Raw genomic sequence first — 17568 nt, 5'->3', positions numbered from 1 at the left:
CATCGAACCCCAGATTTCAATCCTTGACCTCGAGCTCACTCGAGGTCCTACCGTCTCCCGCATGACACCGACAACTCCAGACCCCCACGACCTCGAGCAGATCCAGGCGATCGTCCGCGATGTCCAGGATGGCTTCAACACCAATGACGCATCCCTGATGAACGCCCACCTCGCCGAGGATGCAATCGTTGTGAATGCACGAGGTGCGGTCCTCTCCGGGCGAGCGGCCATCCAGAAAGCTTCGGAGGATGCGCTCGCCGCCGGTTACCTGAAGGAATCTAAGGCGTACTACGAACTGAGTGATGTCGCCGCGCTTTCCCCCGTCATCATCAGTGCCCGGAAGAACGCCTGGTCGACGAAGCAAGATGCCGACGACGGCAACCCGCCGGAGATGAACGCGCTGTACATCTTCGCGAAGCGGGACGGTCGCTGGCTCATCTGGAGGCGGCAGAACACCATCGTCTCGGGCAATCCGTGAGTCGCTGTCACAGCAGAGCCCCGTGGTCGCTCTGCTATCGTCTCGGCAAGACACATCGGGGGATTCTGTCGGGGGGACAGTAGTGACGTTGCATGTAGAGCCACGCACGCATCGCGCGTTCGCCGCGATCCCGACGACCACGGGCCTGCTCGAGTGAGCCCGAGTGTCACATCCGTCACCGCATGGAACCCCCACGCATTGCGGGCGACCGCCATCGAACTCGACGACCTCGTCGACAGACTCGATGGCCGCATGAAAGGACTGCTCAACGATCAAGACGCCCTTGCGGAGCGATGGAAGGGCGACGCCGCAAACGCGGCCGCCCTCCGCGTCGTGCAGGAACGCTCGTTCGGAAGCGCCATCGCCGGCGCACTCCTGCAGGTCGCCGATGCCTATCGCACAACCGCAGGGGTCGTCGAAGGCGCACAAATGCACGTGCTCACACTGGTCCGGGCTGCCGAGCATCAATCGTTCACTGTGCACGACAGCGGAATCGTCGACGCAGCGGACCAGATCTCACTCCTGCGCGCTCTACTACCGCCCGGCGCGACCTACGACACCGCGTCCCTCCAACTCGAACGCCAGGCTGCCGAACTGAGTGTCGCGCTCGTCGACTCTCTCCAGCAGGCCGCGGCAGCTGCCGACGACGCGACCGCCCGTACCCACGCTGCGATCGTCGCATTGGAGGACGCTGCCGAAGCGGCGTCGCCACGAACGGTCATCAAATCCGCGAACGGAAAATTCTCCTGGGTTCCAGACGTGCCCACCACGGTTGCCGCGTCCACGATCGGGCTCATGTCCGACGCAACCAAGGAAGGCTTGAAAAGCGCAGCTCTGTCCACGGGTGACGACCTCGGACGCGGTATCGCCAGAGGACTCGGCCCGTACGCTGCGATCCTCGGGACCATACCGGCCATCAACAACGATATCGAGAGTGGAATGGACCCCACCAAGGCAGTGGTCACGGAAAGCGCCGGTGCTGCCGCAGGTTTCGCTGCGGGAACCTACGCGGGAACCAAGCTGGGCGGGCTCATCGGCACTGCCGTTGCACCCGGTGTCGGAACTGCGGCGGGGCTACTCATAGGTGCTGCCGTTGGCGGCTTTTTCACATGGGGCGCTTCCAAAGGATCTCAGGCTGCTTGGAACTAACGCCCTCACACCCCCGCCGCCTCAGCACCCACGAGGAATCGAACTTGTACAATTCGAACCGCAAGATAGCCTCCGAACACGCCGCAGATGCCAGTTCTCCGTCCAGTTTCCAACCTTGGCCGCAAGCCCTCCGTCCCATCCAGCTCGCCGCATCGGTGGCAATAGCGCTCTCCGCTGCACTCAGCGCTGTAACTGCCTGGAACGGGGCACGCGGTGGCGAGTCGCTCACTGCCCTCGGATTCAGCGGACTAAGCCTGGCTGCACTGCTCATCAGCGTTGGCCTCTTCCAAGAGTCCGGCTTCCGACACATTTCTCTGCCCCGCCGAATCTCGCGCCACACCAATGGTGAACACGGGTCAGGCGTGACGGTACCCATGAGCAGATCGTTGGTTCCTGCCATGACCGCAATCCTCCTGGGTATCACCGCCTACGGCGTCACTATTTCGATCGGGTGGCTGACCGGCGTCAGCAAGAGCCTCGTGCCATTCGGGCGTGCCACACAAGAAATCGCGATCATCTCCGCAACTGGCGCCGCCGTGACCGGCGCCGGCGCCCTACTACTGGCTTCGGTCCGATTCACTACGGTCCTGCACATCTACCCGAATGGCATCAGGCGGTACGCGCGGCGAAGAATTGTGTTTTCGATCCGTGAATCCGATCTGTTCCTCCACTGGGACGAAATCGCGCAAATCTCACCAGGAGATCTAGGCGTACGCGTCGGATCCGCGCCACACCCGGTCATCGCTCTGACCACCACATCACTTGTACCGCAGGCTTTCAGGACTCACCATGATGGTGATTACTCGGTCGCGATCATGGCTCACAAGTTGGTCTCGGAGCCGAACACACTTTTCGCCTTGTTGAAACGCCTTCACGAAAAGCCGCACGACCGAAAGCTCATCAGCGAACCGAGTGCAACCGAACTCCTGAGGCCTCCTCCCCTGCGCGAACGCTTCCGCTCGGCACGCGCCCATAAGGCGAAAGCGTAGGTCAGTCTCATTGACGTCGCCGCCCCTGCGGTTCCCGCTACGTTCTCAGCCATCCACACCGGCTACTGCACGCGCGTATGAATGGGAACGTAGCGGGAACACCTGACCGCCCGAGCCGTGCTGCCTATCCGACCTGGCGCGTCGGGACAATCCCTCGCTCCCCCGCCACCGCATGACGCCGCTTCAACACCTGGGCAGCGTCCCGGTACGAAGAGGGGCGGGCGGGCAGAACCCACTGCAGAAAGCGGGTGCCCGGGCCGACATTCAGTCCGATCTCATCCAGGATCTCGTCCACGTGCCGAAGCGAGAAGGGGATGATGTTGGTGCCACGAGCGTGCTTGCCCTCGGTGCGTTCGATCATCCAGTCCAGTCTCGTACGGACGAATTCGCGGCGTTCCTCCACCGGTGGGATCTCCCCGCCCAGCATGTGGTTGACGGTCCACAACGCCGCAGCTTCAGCGCTGAGCGGGCTGAACAGCGACGACCCGTAGCCGACGAAATACAGGCCGGCCACGTCGTTCGGCAGGATCTGCCGGTACAGCTCGAAGTTGCCGTCCTCGTCCAGCAGGCGCTCCTGCACCGCCGCCGACAGGAAAGGTACTCGCTGCACGAACCCGGTCGCGCAGACGACCACATCCGCCGGCAGCACAGTTCCGTCGTCGAGTTCGGCCACCGGCCGCCCGTCCTTCTCCCTCAAGGCGGTGATGGACCTGCCCCGCCGCACCGAGACCGTGCCGGCCTCGACCTTCTCGTAGAAGCCTTCGGTGGCGAGACTGACCGCGTGGCGCACGATGCGCTCGAACGAGCCTTCCGGCACCAGCCCCACGCGGTCGAGCCGCAATTGCCGACGCGCAACCCGCTCGATGCCACCGAGTAGGCCGTTGCGGACGAACCGCCCCGACCCGGTGAGAAACCGCCCGAACCCGCGCTGTTCGATGTGTTCGAACAGCCCCTCGCTGAAGCGAGTAAGCAGGATGTATTTGTAGTTCAGTACATTGGCGAGCTTGCGCGGCATTTTCCAGGTGACCTCGCGGGCCACGACGGTGGTCGACGCCGCGACGTCGCTCAGTGCCTCGGCGACGTCGCAGGACGATTTGCCGTACCCGATCACCAGTACATCGCGATCCTCCGCATCGGCAAGGTCGTGGAAGTCCGATGCCGCACAGAGCCGCCCACCCGCCGCCTCGTACTCCGCCCGGCCTTCGTAGGCCGGAACGAACGGGTCGCAGAAGATACCGTTGGCGACCACCAGGCTGTCGTACTCTCCGACCGCGGTCTCACCGGAATCGATGAGTCGGCTGGTGACGGTCCACCGCTCCGTCACGGGGTCCTGTTCCGCCGAGATCACCTCGGTGCCGAGACGCAGCATGTGCCGGAGTCCGAAGTGCTCGACATAGTCGTCGAGATACTGCTGGACCTGCTCTCCCGTGGGCCACTCCGGATACGCGCCCGGCATGGGGAAGTCCGAGAACGCATACGTGCCTTTGTTGTTCTGAGTGGTGACACCGGGATATCTCCGCGTCACACTCCACACTCCACCGACGTCGGGGGTCCGATCGTAGACGTGGACGTCGAACCCGAACTCCGACAGTAGCTTCGCCGAGCACAGGCCGGCTATCCCAGCGCCGACCACCGCAACACTTCGTCCTCGGTCGATCATGCGTCTTTCGCCTCTGCGGTTTCCTCGGCGAAGAAAGCACTGACCAACCGCTGGAAGCGCGCGGCATGCTCGATCTGAGTCCAGTGGCCGCACTTGCCAAAGACGTGCAACTGCGAGTTCGGGATCAAGTCGAACATCTTCTGCGACGCAGCAACCGGCACCACCCGGTCCTCCCGCCCGTGCAGGATGAGCACCTCGTGTTCGATCGCGGCCAGGTCGGCGTCCGGCACGATCTGAGCATCCAGCCACCGCTGCCGGGGTTCGGGGAAGACCTGCTCGAAGGCTTCCTGCGCGCCGGGGCGAGCTGTAGCGCGGTACCGTAGTTCAGCGAGCTCGTCGGTGACCAAGGACCGGTCGTAGGCCATGATGTCCATGATCTTCTTCATGTTCTCGACCGAGGGGGTGTATCCCCACAGTGCATCGAGCTCCGGCGTGAAGTCGAACTGCACACCGCCCGCGCCCATCAGCACGATCCGGCCGAGCCGTTCCGGGTGCCGGACCGCCAGGTGCAGCGCGAGTCCGCCACCGAACGAGTTGCCGACGACGTGCACCTGCGGGATGCCGAGCCCGTCGAGGAGAGCGATGACCTGATCGATCCAAGTGTCGAAGATTTCGAACCGGACCGGATCCGGGAGGGTGGTGTAGCCGAATCCGACGAGGTCGGGGGCGATCACCCTGCATTGCTCGGAGAGCACCGGGATCAATCCCCGCCAGTTGGCCCAGGCCGAAACGCCGGCACCGGAGCCGTGCAGGAGAAGTACCGGGATCCCATCGTCCGACCCGACGTCGTGATAGTTGGTCTCGAAGCCACCGGTGCGGATGGTCTGTGCAACTTCGGGATTGGTGTCGACCTGCATCAGGACTCCTTCGAGGGGAAGACGGAGGCTACTGCGGCGAGCAGGTCGTCCTGCGGCCGCTCAGGAGATGGGTAGGCGTGCTTGCTGTGCGACAGGCCGGTCTGCACGAGCATCTCGCACATCTTGTAGGCGACGACACCGGGATTGAGCACCGGCACGTCGAGGACAGTGGACAGGTGGGCGTGGCTCTGGTGCATCGTCGTCGAGCCCAGAATGATGACGTCGGCACCGTCCTCGGCGACCGCGGCTTTCGCCTCGCGTTCGAGCGCGGCGAAGACGAAGTCCTCCTTTCCTGCGAGCAGTTCTGCGGCGTCCGGTCGGACACCGATGTCGCGCACCGAGGCCAGCCGCGAGGTGATGCCGTTCTCGCGAGCAGCCTTGTGGTACAACTCGTGCCACTGCGGCCACATGGTGACGACCGAGAACTTCTTGCCAAGGAGGCAGGCAAGCAGCATCGTGGCCTGGCTCGGTGCGACGACCGGGATGGACAGCCGGGACCGCAGGGCGGCGAGGGCCGAATCGCTCATCGAGTTCACGCAGACCCCGACGTACCCTTGCTCCTCCGCACGGCAGCCTGCGTCGAGAACAAATGCGTCCGCGAGGGTCGTTTCGTAAGCACTGTCGAGAGTGCCACCGCCGTTGCGAGCCGAGACGAAGACGTTCTCGAATGCCGGATGCACGAAGTCGCCGGAGAGCTGGTCGGCAAATGCGTCCAACGCTTCCGGCGGAACCGGAACAGGGACGATGTTCAGTACACGCTTCACAGGTCGAGTTCCTCTCTGGTACGGGTCAGGGTGTCCACGACGGCGAAGGCGATAGCGCGCGTCGCCATCATCACGTCGGTCACCGACGCAACACCCATGCCGCCGAGGCCCTCGTTGAGCTCGGCCGGCGCGCTTGCCGGCGGCCAGGGGTAACCGATTCGGGCACAGGGAATTCCGAGGCGTCGGAGCAAGGTTCCGTCGGTCTGTCCGCCCAGCAGAGGAGTCGACTCGTAAGGCGCGCCCTCGACTTCCTCCCAGCCACGCGTACACGACCGGATGATCCAGTTGTCCGGGTCGGTCATGCCGCCCGGCAGCGATCCGTACATCTCCCAATCCAATTCGATATCGGGATGGCGCGCTCGCAGCGCACGGATCATCTCGGCGAATTGGTGACGTACTTCGCCGGGCGTGGTCCGCGGGTTGACGCGAACGTCGAGGTAGATCTCGGTCGCGGCGGACGGAAACGCGGGCTTGTCCGGGTTTCCCGATCGCACCGCAGAGATCCATCCCTCCGGGAGGGTCGATCCGGACGTGTTGCGCGCCGTGTACTCCGGGAGCCACGCCTCGATCTCTTGGATCACGCTGGCCGCAGGCACGATCGAGGACCTGAATCCCTCCGTTCCGCGGCTGATACCCGCGTATCCGAAGGTGCCGCGCACGGTGACCTTGAACCAGCACATCCCGGGTTCCTCGGGGTACACAGCCCACCAGGGCTTCAGCACGATCGCGTGATCGGGCATCATTCCGTGCGTAAGCAGGTGAAACACTCCGCTGCTCATGCCGACTTGATCGCGGTTGCTCATACTGACGGGCATTCCACCGCCGGCGAAGCCGATCGCCAGATCTCCTACCAGCGGCAGGTCGGCGTCGACGACCGCGTGCATGACCTCGGTCAACCCCGCCACCATGCACTTCGGGTTGGAGGCACCGAGACCTATCACCAGATCCCCGTCGACCTTCGCCTCGGGAACCATGTCGGGCCGCAACGACTTCCCGACCCACGGCACGTCCGCCTCGGGGTCGATGTGGGTGTCGATGGGCGCATAGAGCAGAAGCCGGCTACCACCGCCGCTGCCGTGCATCTCACCGATCGCGTTGCCGGTGTCGTCGGAGATCGGCTGGTATCGGGCGTCGATACCGACTTTCTCCTGCAGATGGCCCGCCATGTATTCTGACGCAGCGCGCTCCTGGCCAGTCGGGCTATGGATGTTCACCAGATCGACCAGCAACTCCCGAAACCGGTGGGGATTCAGTTTCTCGCAGACTTTTTCGTACATCTCCCGCCGAACGGGATCGAGCGCCGTGGTGTTGGTGTTGTCGAGAGTGTCGGTCACGGTTGGGCCTCCTGGTGGACCTCGAAGCGATGTGCCAGTCCGACACGATCGGTCAGACACGTCGCGATGCGTACCAGCCCTTGGTCGGCGTGGTGCGGTGCGATGACCTGGATACCGAGGGGCAGTCCCTCGTCCCCTCGCCCGGCGGGCAGGCCGACCGCAGGGCATCCGACGATGCTGGCGAGCTTGTTGAACACCGGGTCACCGGTGCCGGACTCGATCGGCGGGGCCTCCCCCGGCGCAGCGAGCGTGACCAGCACATCGACCTCGCCAAAGGCATGTCCGACGAAGGTTCGGACGTTCCGCAGCACCTGACGCGCCGCCTGGATCTCGCTGGACGTGGCGGTACGACCGTCGTGAAGGAATCGGTGCAGTTGCTCGGAGACGCGTTCGACGTGTGGGCGGGCGACGCGGTCGGTGAGCGAAGCGGAAGCCTCGACAGCCATGATCAGAGTGTGCGCAAGGTCCATCGCGTCGAGCTCGTCCGGGACCGGCACGTCTCGCACGTCGGCCACCACCCCGCGCAGGTTCTCCGCAAACTCGTCGAGTAGCGCCAGCGCGGCCGGGGTGGCCCGGTCCGCCCACGGCGGCCGGAGAACACCTACGCGCAGGCTTCGCAGGGCCGGAAGGACGGTGCTCGGTGGGGTGTCGACCCCGTTGGTGGCGAGCGACTCGTCCACCACGCCCAGCCACGCCGGATGGCGGGCGAAGGCGCCGACCGTATCGAAGGTCAGCGCGACAGGCAGCACCCCGTCGAACGGCCACCGCCCGTAGGTGGGCTTGAGAGTGAACACACCGCAGAACGAACCCGGCCGCAGCACCGATCCGGCGGTCTGGGTGCCGAGCGCGAGTGGCACCTGGCCGTCCGCGACCGCGGCCGCGGACCCGCTGGACGACCCTCCCGGAGTCCGCTGGAGCCCGTGCGGGTTGCGGGTCGCGGTAGGCCGATAGGTAGCGAACTCGGTGGTGGTCGTCTTGCCGAGGATCACCGCGCCGTCTCGCCGGAGCCGACGGATGACCTCGGCGTCCTGCGCGGGTTGCCACCCGGTCCAGAGTTCGGAGCCGTAGCCGGTCGGCTGGCTGCTGGTCTCGATGATGTCTTTGATCCCGAACGGGATTCCGTGCAACGGTGATCGTCGCTGCTCCGCATCCCGCGCACGTGACTGGTCGACGGCGAGCGCCGGGTCGAGGTGTGCCCACGCGCCGATCACGTCGTCGCGCTGCGCGATCCGTTCGAGACATCGCTCGACCGCAGTCACGCTGGGGTGCTCGTCGGCGAGAATGCCGGCCATCGGAGGGGCAGTATCGGTCACGGTACTCATCCGGCCTTCTGCGGCTCGTGGCCCCACCGCGACGGCGCGCGGAAGGTCTTGACCTCCCAGTCGTCGGAGTCGATAGTGTCGCCGCCGTAGCCGATCTCGATGGCAAAGCCGGACGGGGTGCGCATGTAGAACGAGGTAACGCCGTCGTTGGTGTGTCGGCCGAATGTCATCTGCAGGGAGATGCCCGCACCCGTCACGAGGTCGTAGGCGCGACCGACGTCGTCGAGTGATGCCACCTCGATCATCAGGTGGTTGAAGTCGCCGCCGGTGAAGCTGAAGCACTCGTTCATCAACGCCAGGCTGTGGTGCCGCGGATTGCAGTGCAGGAAGGTGGCATCCGCACCGTCCCACACGATGTAGTCGGTGAGTTCGAAATCGAGTACACGCGTGTAGAAGTCGACGGCGGCGGGGTAGTCCTTACACATCAGGACCACATGCCCGAGTCCGAGCTCACCGGTGACGAAGCCACTGATCACCCCGCCCCCGGCCAGCGGTGTGTGATCGATCGTGGGTCCGAATACGACCTCGTTGGGGAAACCGTCCGCGTCGGTGAACCGGAATGCGGCGACGGCCAGCCGATCCTCCGGCGCGCCGGTATCGATCCATTCGACGTCGATTCCCTCGCCTGCGACCCGGTCCGCGACATCGCGGAGGTCGTCGAGACCGTCGACTTCCCACGTGATGGCCCGGATCCGGTCCTCGCTTGCTGGATACAGCGCGATGCGGTGGTGATGGTCGTCGAGTCGGATCAACAGTGGATCGGTGTCGTTGAGCCGGGGCCGTGCCTGAAGGCCGAGCAGGTCGACCAGGACCTGACGCCAGGTGTCGAGATCGGTGACGTCGACACTCAGAGCGCCCAAGCGGGTGATGCTCATATCGTCCTCTGTTTCGAAAGGGAGGCCGCGGGTGAGCGGCTAGCTGGGTAGGAATTGCTCCGCGTGAATGCGCTCGGCGGGCAGGCCGAGTTCGATCAGCCGGTCGTGCGCGGCGGCGAGCATCGCGGGAGGTCCGCACAGGTAGGCGGAGGTACGCGGGTCGCAGACGTCGTCCTCGGTGAGGACGCTGACCGGATTGCCGGTCAGGACACCGTCGATGGAGGTAGGTTCGTCCGACACCACGCGGACATCGAGCGTCCGCATGAAACTCCGTCGGGCATCGAGTTCGTCGAGGTGAAACAGGTCCACCTCCCGGGCACATCCGAACACCAGGCGGATCGGGTGATCCTCACGGGCGGTCTGCAGATTTTCGAGCATCGACAGCATCGGCGCGAGACCTGTGCCGCCCGCGATCATCAGTGCCGGTCCCGATTCCTCGGCAAGACCGAATCCGCCGCTGGGGCCCTCGATTTCGATCTGGTCGCCGACAGCGGCGAGGTCGCGAAGGTAATCCGACATCGCTCCCGACGGCAGCACCCGGATCGTGAACGCGAGTTTCCTGCGGTCGCGCTCCCCCGACGCCATCGAGTACGAGCGCCACTCGTCGGTGCCCGGTACCCGCATCCGCACGTACTGACCAGCCCGGAAGGCGAACCGGACGGACTTCGGAAGCTTGAGTACGAGTTCGACCACCGACTCACCGAGCCACGTGATCGCCCCGACCTTTGCGGTGGCAGCGACGAGTGGATACTCGTCCAGCATCGATGCCGGATAGTCGAGTTCGACCTCGCTGTCCGTGCACGCCACCGACTGGCACAGCAGTCGTTGTCCTTCGTGGATCTCGTCCTTCCGCAGGGAAAACACGCGATCCTCAGGCATCGCGAGATCGCCGCGGACGACCTTGCCGACGCACGTGCCGCAGGTGCCGACAGTGCACTGGCTGACCAGACGGACCCCGGCAGCCGTTGCCGCCTCGAGAACCGTCGAGCCGGCAGGCACGGGCACCGTCTTGGTGCCGTCTGCGAACGTCAGGTCCACGCTGTGGACGACTCCGGTATCGGATGCCGCCACCGCGTCGGTCGGGGTGATCGTCATGGTCAGTCCTCGTCCAGGTACGGCGACTCGAAGAATCCCCGCGGGTGTCGGGCGGCCATCTTGCGCCACGCGATGATGGAATAATCCATGTCGCAAAGCATCTCGTTGTTCCAGCCATCGAAGCGGGTGTAGTGCTCCTCGGTGGCTTCACGCGCGAAGACGTCGCTGTTGTTGAAGCCCTCGAGGGCCAGCGGCAGCATGAAGTTGTCGTACTTGAAGTTGAACTCTGCGATCTCCTCGTCGGTGCGGGCGCGGGTGGCGATGATCTCCCAGTACTCGTGATGGTGATCGTCGATCGGAACGTAGAACTCGTACTGGACGTGGTCGGTGATCGGCCAGTGCTCGACCATCAGGACACCGGGAACCCACAGGGACGTGCGGAAGTAGTGCGGCACCGTGCCGCGCGCCTTCATGTTGACCTTGGGATTGTCGAGAACCGGTTTGTACAGGTCGGGGCGGTCGTAGCGGTTCATCACGCCCTTCGGACCGTCCTCGATGTCGATCTCTTCGGTTGCGGTGTCGGTGAGCGCGTTGACACCGAGGGGCAAGGCGCGGTCGAGGGCGACGAGGATCTGATTGTCCCAGTGCACCAGCAGGTGGCCCGGGTCGAGACCGTTCTCGGCGGCGAGGCGCCAGTTCCCGACCAGCTTGCGGTGGATACCGCGGACCACGATGCCCTCGTCGAGCAGGTGCGGAACCGGAGAATCGTTGGGGTCGTTGGTAACCGGCGCGGGCAGGTCACTGGACAGGGGCGGCGGAGTTCCGAAATCCTCGTCGCCCACGAATACGTAGATGATTCCGTTCGACTCTTCCACCGGGTAGGTTCGGATGCCGGCTTTGCCGATCAGTGAGTCGTCCGGGTTGCCGACGATGGTCGTCAGGCTTCCGTCCTCGAGTCCGTAGGTGAAGCCGTGGTACCAGCAGGTGATCGTGCCCTCGGAGAGGCACATCGGCTTCGCCGAGAGTTTCACGCCGCGGTGGATGCACCGGTCGGAGACGGCGTAGGCCTTGCCTGCGCTGCGGCGCAGCGCGATGTTGTGCCCGCCGATGGTGATGCCCTCGGCAGTGCCGTCCTCGAGTTCCGTGGACAGCAGGGCCGGGTACCAGTGGTTGGCGAAGCCCCAGTCTGCCTGGACGTACGGGGCGTACTGACGCGTGACTCCTGCCGAGGAGCCGCTGTGCGATGTAGCGGTCATGAAGGTGACCTCCCTGGAGGTGGTGATGTGGGGGGCCGGCCGCGATCTTGTGGGCTGAGACGCGACCGGAATGGGGGCCGGAGACCGGCGTTCCGAGGAGTGCGGTGACACATCCGTGTGTCTGGAACCACAATATCGAACATCCATTGATAGTCAATAGAGTTTTCATGGATTTTACGTCCAAAACGGGCCGCGCAGCTTGGTACCTTTGACACGCGCGGCAAACCCGCCGCGGGGCGATAAGCCCGGCCCGACCGCGGAAGACAGTGATGACCAGCGCAGAATCCGAGCCAACCAGCGACACCGCGCCGCTGCCCAGCGGGAGGCGCTGGCATCTCGCGGAGAACGCATACGAGGACGCGCTGACGTCCTTCGAATTCGCAATCCTCCAAGCCGAAGGCGGGTTTCAACGCTTCGCCATCCAGGCGATCCGGGCGGCCACCGATCTGGACCTGGCATTCAACGAGATCGTCGCGCTCCACGTAGTCCGGATGCAAGAGCGGTCCAAGGACACCGCGACAATCGCCCAATTGACCAACCGCGAGGACCTGCCGAACTTGCAGTACAACCTCCGCAAACTCGTCGGCCTCGGCCTGCTCGAACGACGAAAGTCCGGCACTTCCTCCGTCTTCACCGTCACCGAGAAGGGTCGAGCCGTCACCGACCGCTACGCCCAGCTACGCCGCGAGACCCTGGTGTCGAACCTCGAGGAACTGAGCGACATCACCACGAAGATGCGGCACGCATCGCGGTCGATGCAGGTACTCACCGGTCTGTACGAGGCCGCGAGCCGTGAACTCGCCACCATCAACACCGCCGTACTGTTCGAACCGCTCGAGAACGGGTCGCGACCCCGCCGCTCCGCAAAGCGCACTTCCGACTGATCAGCGGCCGCGAACGGGATGGTTCAGGCGAATTACCGAACCACGGAAGTGGTGCCGGTACCCATCTCCTTCACTTCGCCGACGACAACACCGCCGCACGGCGGCGGTGGAGTTCGTCGATGATTTCGTCGGTGTGCTGACCGAGGTCCGGCGGTGCCAGACGGGCGGTTGAGGATGCGCCGTCGATATGCCACGGGGATCCGAGAGACTGCAGTTCTCCGAGTCGGGAATGGCTCGAGGTCAGAATCATTCCGCGGTCCTCGAGATCGCGGCTGGTCAGAACCTCTTCGAGATCGTGGATCGCACCGGCGGGCACTCCGGCGAGGTCGGCTGCGGCCAGAGTCGCGCCGGTGGTGAGGAGCGTCAGTTTCGACTCGAGTTCTGTGCGGAGCGAGGCAGTGTTGGCGACGCGATCGCTGTTGGTGGCGAACCGGGCGTCGGCGGCCAGGTCGGGAGAACCGATCGCTTCACAGAGACTGTGCCATTGCCGGTCGTTGCCGACGGAGATGTTGACCTGGCCGTCTGCGGTATCGAACGTTCCGTACGGGGCGAGCGTGGCGTGTTGATTGCCGTTGCGACGTGGGGATTGTCCTGTCGCGAAGTAGGTTCCGGCCTGATAGGTGAGCATGGAGACCAACGAGTCTTGCATCGCCAGATCGATGTAGGCGCCCTCATCGGTACGGTCCCTGCGCACCAGCGAGGCCAGGATGGCTTGAGTGGCGAACATGCCGGAAGCGATGTCCGCAATGGGGAGACCACTTTTGGTCGGTGATCCGTCGGGGGCGCCGGTGATGCTCATCCAGCCAGATGTTCCTTGCACAACTTGGTCGTAGCCGGGTCGCTGGGAAGTCTCACCGAACCCGGAGATCGAGCAGTACACCAGCCGCGGGTTCAGTGCCCGCATCTCTTCGTGGCCGAGGCCGAGCCTATCGGCGGTGCCGGGGCGCCAGTTTTCGACGACGACGTCTGCCGTGGTGGTGAGCTCCACCGCGCGCTCCCTGTCATCTTCATTTTTCAGATCGAGCGCAATGCTGCGCTTGTTTCTGTTCACCGAGAGGAAGTAGGCCGCGGTGTCGCCGACGAACGGCGGCCCCCATCGCCGCGAGTCGTCGCCGGTCCCCGCGCGCTCGACCTTGATCACGTCCGCACCGAAGTCGCCCAGCAGCAGGGTGCAGTACGGACCGGACAGGGCTTGAGTGAAGTCCACGACACGGAGGCCTTCGAGTGGAAGAGTTACCACAACTTCTCCTGTTCCATTATTTGGCACAATTAAATGTTTTGTGCCGGAGAGTGGTACGAGTACGCTAAAGGCAGCCGTGGGAGGAAGTCAATGCAGCAAACAGTCGTGACCGCGCTACGAGTGCTGGACGAGGTCGCCAGGATCCAACCCGCCGGGGTGAGCCAATTGGCGAACAGCATGGACATGCCCAAGAGCACAATGCAGCGCATCCTGCGAGCCCTCGAGGCCGCCGACTGGATCCGCCAAGCAGGCGGACGGACCGGTGGATGGATCCTGACGACCAAGCCGATCGACCTGTCGCGCCACGTCACCGCCGACACCGGCCTTCGCGAGCATGCCCGCGCGGCGATGGAAGCACTACGGGATGAAACGGGCGAATCGGTGCACCTGGCCGTGCGCGAAGGCAAAGAAGTGGTCGTCGTCGAGGTCGAGGAGTCGTCGAATCCGGTCCGAATCTATTGGCCCGCCGGCACGCGGTCCGCGTGCCATGCCTCGGCGAATGGGAAAGCCATTCTCTCCCAAATGAGTTCCGACGAGGTCAGGGATCTACTCGACGATGACCTGACGGGATTCACCACCGCCACGATCACCGCGATGGAACGCCTCGAAGAAGAGCTGGAGCTGGTTCGCGTGCGCGGCTACGCCGTCGCCGAAGGCGAACTGCGCGACGACATCGCCTCCATCGCAGCGCCGATCCTCGGGCGGCAGGGCCGCCCACTCGGATCGATCTCGGTGTTCCTGCCGATCCACCGACTTCCCGTAACCGGTGTCGAGCGACTTGGCGCGTGCGCTCGCTCCGCGGCCGACGCGATCAGTGAACAATTTCGGAACTGACCGGCAAGCGCGCCATCACCGACTCGCCGCGGCTGATCTCCGAGGGTCTCTCAGGCGCCGGATGCGGGACAAGTTGTCGGGCACGCCGCCCGTCTTGTCGTCACATCACCCTCCCGTCGCGCGGGCCCGACCCCACCTCCACCAGGGCAGACACGAGCGGTGTCACATTCAGTGACTCCGCACCGATACACGCGGGGTGGACGCTGTGTCGGGTTTGCCTGAAATGACGTCTGCAAGCTGACGAGGAAGGTGAGGAAGTAGTGGGAGACGCGTCGCTGTGGCAGCGGTACACGGCCGAGGAGTCCGGTCTCGAGGTCGAGTTGCTCAGTCAGCCGGCGGTCAACCTGGCGCTTGTCCATAATTCGGTGCCGCTGATCGCGGGGCTGCGCGTCACCAACTCGTCAGGCTTGCCAGCTGTTGACGCGACCGTCACGGTGCGCCTGTTCGGCAACGGCGAAGAGCTCGCACCGGCATGGACCCGTACCCACGACGGCGAACTTCTCAACGGTACCGACGCCTACTGGGACGACTTCGCGGCATTCGCACCAGCAGTTCCCTACCTGCGTGCACTGAACGAAGCTCACCCCGCGACCATTGCGGTCACGGTGTCGAGAATGTGGGCACCCGACATCCACCTGACGGTGCCGATGCAGGTCTTGGCCCACAACGAGTGGTTCAACGGCCCGATCTTCTACGACTCTCTGGCCGCCTTCATCCAGCCGAACACTTCCGCTGTCCGGTCTGTGCTCAGCGACGCTGCTGAACTGCTCCGCACGAACACCGGCGACTCATCGCTGGAGGGTTATCAGAACGGACCGGAACGTGCGGCGCTCATCGCTGCTGCGATCTACGAGTCGTTGCGGTCGCGCGGAATCCGGTACATCAATCCTCCGGCATCCTTCGAAGCAACCGGCCAGAAGATCCGAACCACCGCCCAGGTATTGGAAGAGAGCTTCGGTACCTGCATCGACCTCTCGGTCACCTACGCCGCATGCCTAGAGGAGGCAGGGCTCCGCCCTCTCCTCTGGATCGTCGACGGCCACGCCTTCTCGGGTTTTCTGCGAGATGATGCGCCGCTGCCCCACCCCACGATCACCGAGCCCAACGCTCTCATCAACCTGGTCGAGTCAGGCAAAGCCGTCGCGGTGGATGCGGTCTACTACGAGCAGTCTCCCGCTGGCGACTTCAAGGGTGCTATGGCGCGCGGCCGAGCCCGTTTCGCCACCCCGGAGTCACTGTTCGGCGTTGTCGATATCGTCGCCGCACGGAAGAGCGGTATCCGGCCGCTGCCCTCGGCAGATGAGGTCGCACCCGCTCCCCCACCTCGACCGGTCGATCTTCATGAGGTAGTCATCGACCTTCCGGATGAGCTGAAGATCCGTGGCACTGCCGACGACGCTGTGCTCGACACCACCGACCGAGCTCCGGCAAGGGTTCGCAAGTGGAAGCGCGCTACTCGACCTGAGCACACGCAACCGTCTGTTGAACCTCAAGCCGTCGGCCCAGGTCATCGACCTTCACGTTCCCCACCATGGACTCGCGCGTCTCGACGACATCATCCACTCGGGCGACGCCATCACGCTTACTCCCCACGACGAGTTGTCGTCGATTCACGAACTGCGAGGCGCGCAGCGCGCGGCCGATCTCGGATCGGATCTTCTGCTCTCGTATCTCTCCGACGACCGGCGCATGTACAGCGCGGTCACCCGCGATCTGTATGCGAAGCGCTTCAAGGAACTCGCTCGCACGGCACGCACCATGCTCGAAGAGACCGGTAGCTCGAACCTCTATTTGACGCTCGGGGCGCTGATCCACCGCACATCGACCGGCCTGGAAGCACGCGCGCCCCTGTTCCTCCTCCCGATTCGCATTGTCGGCGGCACCGGCCGAAAACCGTTCCAGATCTCCGTCGACTCCACCGAAGTCGCTTCTCCCAACTACTGTCTCGTCGAATGGCTCCGTCTGAAGCACAACGTGTCGATCGAGGCCCTCGAGTCACCGAAGCTCGACGAGAGCGGCCTCGACATCACCCATGCTCTCCTCGGTATCCGCGCCGCACTCGTCGAGAACAACATCGATCTGCGGGTCGACGAGGTTGCCAGCGTCGCAATCTGCCAGTTCGGCACGTTCGGGATGTGGAAGGACCTCACTGATCATTGGGACGTCCTGGAGCAGTCCCTTATCGTCCGACATCTGACGCACCACGCGGGCGAGTCCTTCCGCGACCCGGTCGGCGACGAGAGCCTCGACGGCGTCCAGGTCGACGAAGCGTCCGTTCCAGTTCCCATCCCGGCCGACGGATCCCAGCTCCGGGCGGTCGCGCTGGCGGCTTCCGGACGTACATTCGTGATCGAGGGCCCTCCGGGGACCGGAAAATCACAGACCATCACCAACCTGATCGCGCACGCGCTCGAACATGGCAAGACCGTTCTGTTCGTCGCCGAGAAGCAGGCCGCCCTCGACGTGGTGAAAAAGCGCCTGACGAAGGTCGGTCTGTCCAATTTCATGCTGGATCTGCACGGGAAGAGTCAGAGTCCCAACGCGATTCGCGCTCAACACAAGGCTGCGATCGACAACAGTGTGTACTACAACTCGCACACCTGGGACGCGAAGGTCGCCGAGTTCCGCTCCAAGCTCGTTCCGCTGGCCGATTACCCGAACAAGATCCACAGTCGCAACGGCATCGATCACTCCTTGTGGCGATCATTCGAAGCGGTACTCGAGGTCGGCGACGGACCGGTCGCACCGATCCCCGCATGGTACGTGTCGCGACCGACCCAACCGTGGTCGACGCTCCGCGACACGCTCGAGCTCTTCGCGCGGGCAGCACAGCCGCTGGAGATCCGGCCGGGGTCACCATGGTCGTTGGCGTGAGTCATCTCCGAAGAGTT

The 17568-nt window shown here is 64.3% G+C and carries 15 protein-coding genes; 6 read left to right on the top strand and 9 right to left on the bottom strand.

The annotated features are described in order from the left end of the window. Positions 1 to 61 precede the first annotated feature (61 nt). The 3 genes from ACTDXD_RS19595 (at position 62) to ACTDXD_RS19585 (ending at position 2616) form a co-directional block, all read left to right on the top strand. The gene (locus ACTDXD_RS19595; RefSeq protein ID WP_440123934.1) at positions 62 to 478 is read left to right on the top strand and encodes an SgcJ/EcaC family oxidoreductase; all 417 of its coding nucleotides are present in this window, start codon (positions 62 to 64) and stop codon (positions 476 to 478) included. A gap of 153 nt (positions 479 to 631) precedes the next feature. Then, on the top strand, positions 632 to 1627 hold the full coding sequence (locus ACTDXD_RS19590; protein WP_440123933.1) for a hypothetical protein: 996 nt from the start codon (positions 632 to 634) through the stop codon (positions 1625 to 1627). 398 nt (positions 1628 to 2025) lie between these two features. Next, positions 2026 to 2616, top strand: coding sequence for a hypothetical protein (locus tag ACTDXD_RS19585; RefSeq protein WP_440123932.1), 591 nt, complete (start codon positions 2026 to 2028; stop codon positions 2614 to 2616). Positions 2617 to 2740: 124 nt separating this feature from the next. Here the strand turns inward: ACTDXD_RS19585 and ACTDXD_RS19580 are convergent, their stop codons facing one another. Genes ACTDXD_RS19580 through ACTDXD_RS19545 form a run of 8 tightly spaced genes read right to left on the bottom strand, consistent with a single transcriptional unit; the run spans position 2741 to position 11719 of the window. Continuing rightward, on the bottom strand, positions 2741 to 4276 hold the full coding sequence (locus tag ACTDXD_RS19580) for a flavin-containing monooxygenase (protein ID WP_440123931.1): 1536 nt from the start codon (positions 4274 to 4276) through the stop codon (positions 2741 to 2743). Continuing rightward, positions 4273 to 5133, bottom strand: a complete 861-nt coding sequence (locus ACTDXD_RS19575; protein ID WP_440123930.1) for an alpha/beta fold hydrolase — start codon at positions 5131 to 5133, stop codon at positions 4273 to 4275. The genes ACTDXD_RS19580 and ACTDXD_RS19575 overlap by 4 nt, the downstream gene beginning before the upstream one ends. Continuing rightward, positions 5133 to 5897 (bottom strand): aspartate/glutamate racemase family protein, encoded by a 765-nt coding sequence (locus ACTDXD_RS19570; RefSeq protein WP_440123929.1) that lies wholly within the window; start codon positions 5895 to 5897, stop codon positions 5133 to 5135. The genes ACTDXD_RS19575 and ACTDXD_RS19570 overlap by 1 nt, the downstream gene beginning before the upstream one ends. Then, positions 5894 to 7231, bottom strand: coding sequence for a M20 family metallopeptidase (locus tag ACTDXD_RS19565; protein WP_440123928.1), 1338 nt, complete (start codon positions 7229 to 7231; stop codon positions 5894 to 5896). Before ACTDXD_RS19565 ends, ACTDXD_RS19570 begins: the two co-directional genes overlap by 4 nt. Then, entirely contained in the window at positions 7228 to 8553 is a 1326-nt protein-coding gene (locus ACTDXD_RS19560) for an amidase (RefSeq protein ID WP_440123927.1), read from the bottom strand. The genes ACTDXD_RS19565 and ACTDXD_RS19560 overlap by 4 nt, the downstream gene beginning before the upstream one ends. Continuing rightward, on the bottom strand, positions 8550 to 9428 hold the full coding sequence (locus ACTDXD_RS19555) for a VOC family protein (protein WP_440123926.1): 879 nt from the start codon (positions 9426 to 9428) through the stop codon (positions 8550 to 8552). Before ACTDXD_RS19555 ends, ACTDXD_RS19560 begins: the two co-directional genes overlap by 4 nt. 39 nt (positions 9429 to 9467) lie before the next feature. Beyond that, entirely contained in the window at positions 9468 to 10523 is a 1056-nt protein-coding gene (locus ACTDXD_RS19550; protein ID WP_440123925.1) for an FAD-binding oxidoreductase, read from the bottom strand. A 2-nt stretch (positions 10524 to 10525) separates the two neighbouring features. Beyond that, entirely contained in the window at positions 10526 to 11719 is a 1194-nt protein-coding gene (locus tag ACTDXD_RS19545) for a Rieske 2Fe-2S domain-containing protein (RefSeq protein ID WP_440123924.1), read from the bottom strand. Positions 11720 to 11988: 269 nt separating this feature from the next. Here ACTDXD_RS19545 and ACTDXD_RS19540 point away from each other — a divergent pair, with 269 nt between their 5' ends. Next, positions 11989 to 12603: a helix-turn-helix domain-containing protein gene (locus tag ACTDXD_RS19540; protein ID WP_440123923.1), complete on the top strand. Its 615-nt coding sequence runs from the start codon at positions 11989 to 11991 to the stop codon at positions 12601 to 12603. Between the two features lie 70 nt (positions 12604 to 12673). Here ACTDXD_RS19540 and ACTDXD_RS19535 read toward each other — a convergent pair whose 3' ends face one another. After that, complete coding sequence (locus tag ACTDXD_RS19535) at positions 12674 to 13843, bottom strand: CaiB/BaiF CoA transferase family protein (RefSeq protein ID WP_440123922.1); 1170 nt, start codon at positions 13841 to 13843, stop codon at positions 12674 to 12676. 90 nt (positions 13844 to 13933) lie between these two features. Here ACTDXD_RS19535 and ACTDXD_RS19530 point away from each other — a divergent pair, with 90 nt between their 5' ends. Together ACTDXD_RS19530 and ACTDXD_RS19525 are read left to right on the top strand one after the other, a co-directional pair. Continuing rightward, on the top strand, positions 13934 to 14677 hold the full coding sequence (locus ACTDXD_RS19530; RefSeq protein WP_440123921.1) for an IclR family transcriptional regulator: 744 nt from the start codon (positions 13934 to 13936) through the stop codon (positions 14675 to 14677). A gap of 1380 nt (positions 14678 to 16057) precedes the next feature. Next, positions 16058 to 17551, top strand: coding sequence for a DUF4011 domain-containing protein (locus tag ACTDXD_RS19525; RefSeq protein WP_440123920.1), 1494 nt, complete (start codon positions 16058 to 16060; stop codon positions 17549 to 17551). The last annotated feature ends 17 nt before the right edge of the window (positions 17552 to 17568 follow it).

Source organism: Rhodococcus sp. SJ-3 (assembly GCF_051918125.1).
GTDB lineage: Bacteria > Actinomycetota > Actinomycetes > Mycobacteriales > Mycobacteriaceae > Rhodococcus.
The sequence above is the reverse complement of the archived record's forward strand: the minus strand, read 5'-3'. Positions and strand labels throughout refer to the sequence as shown.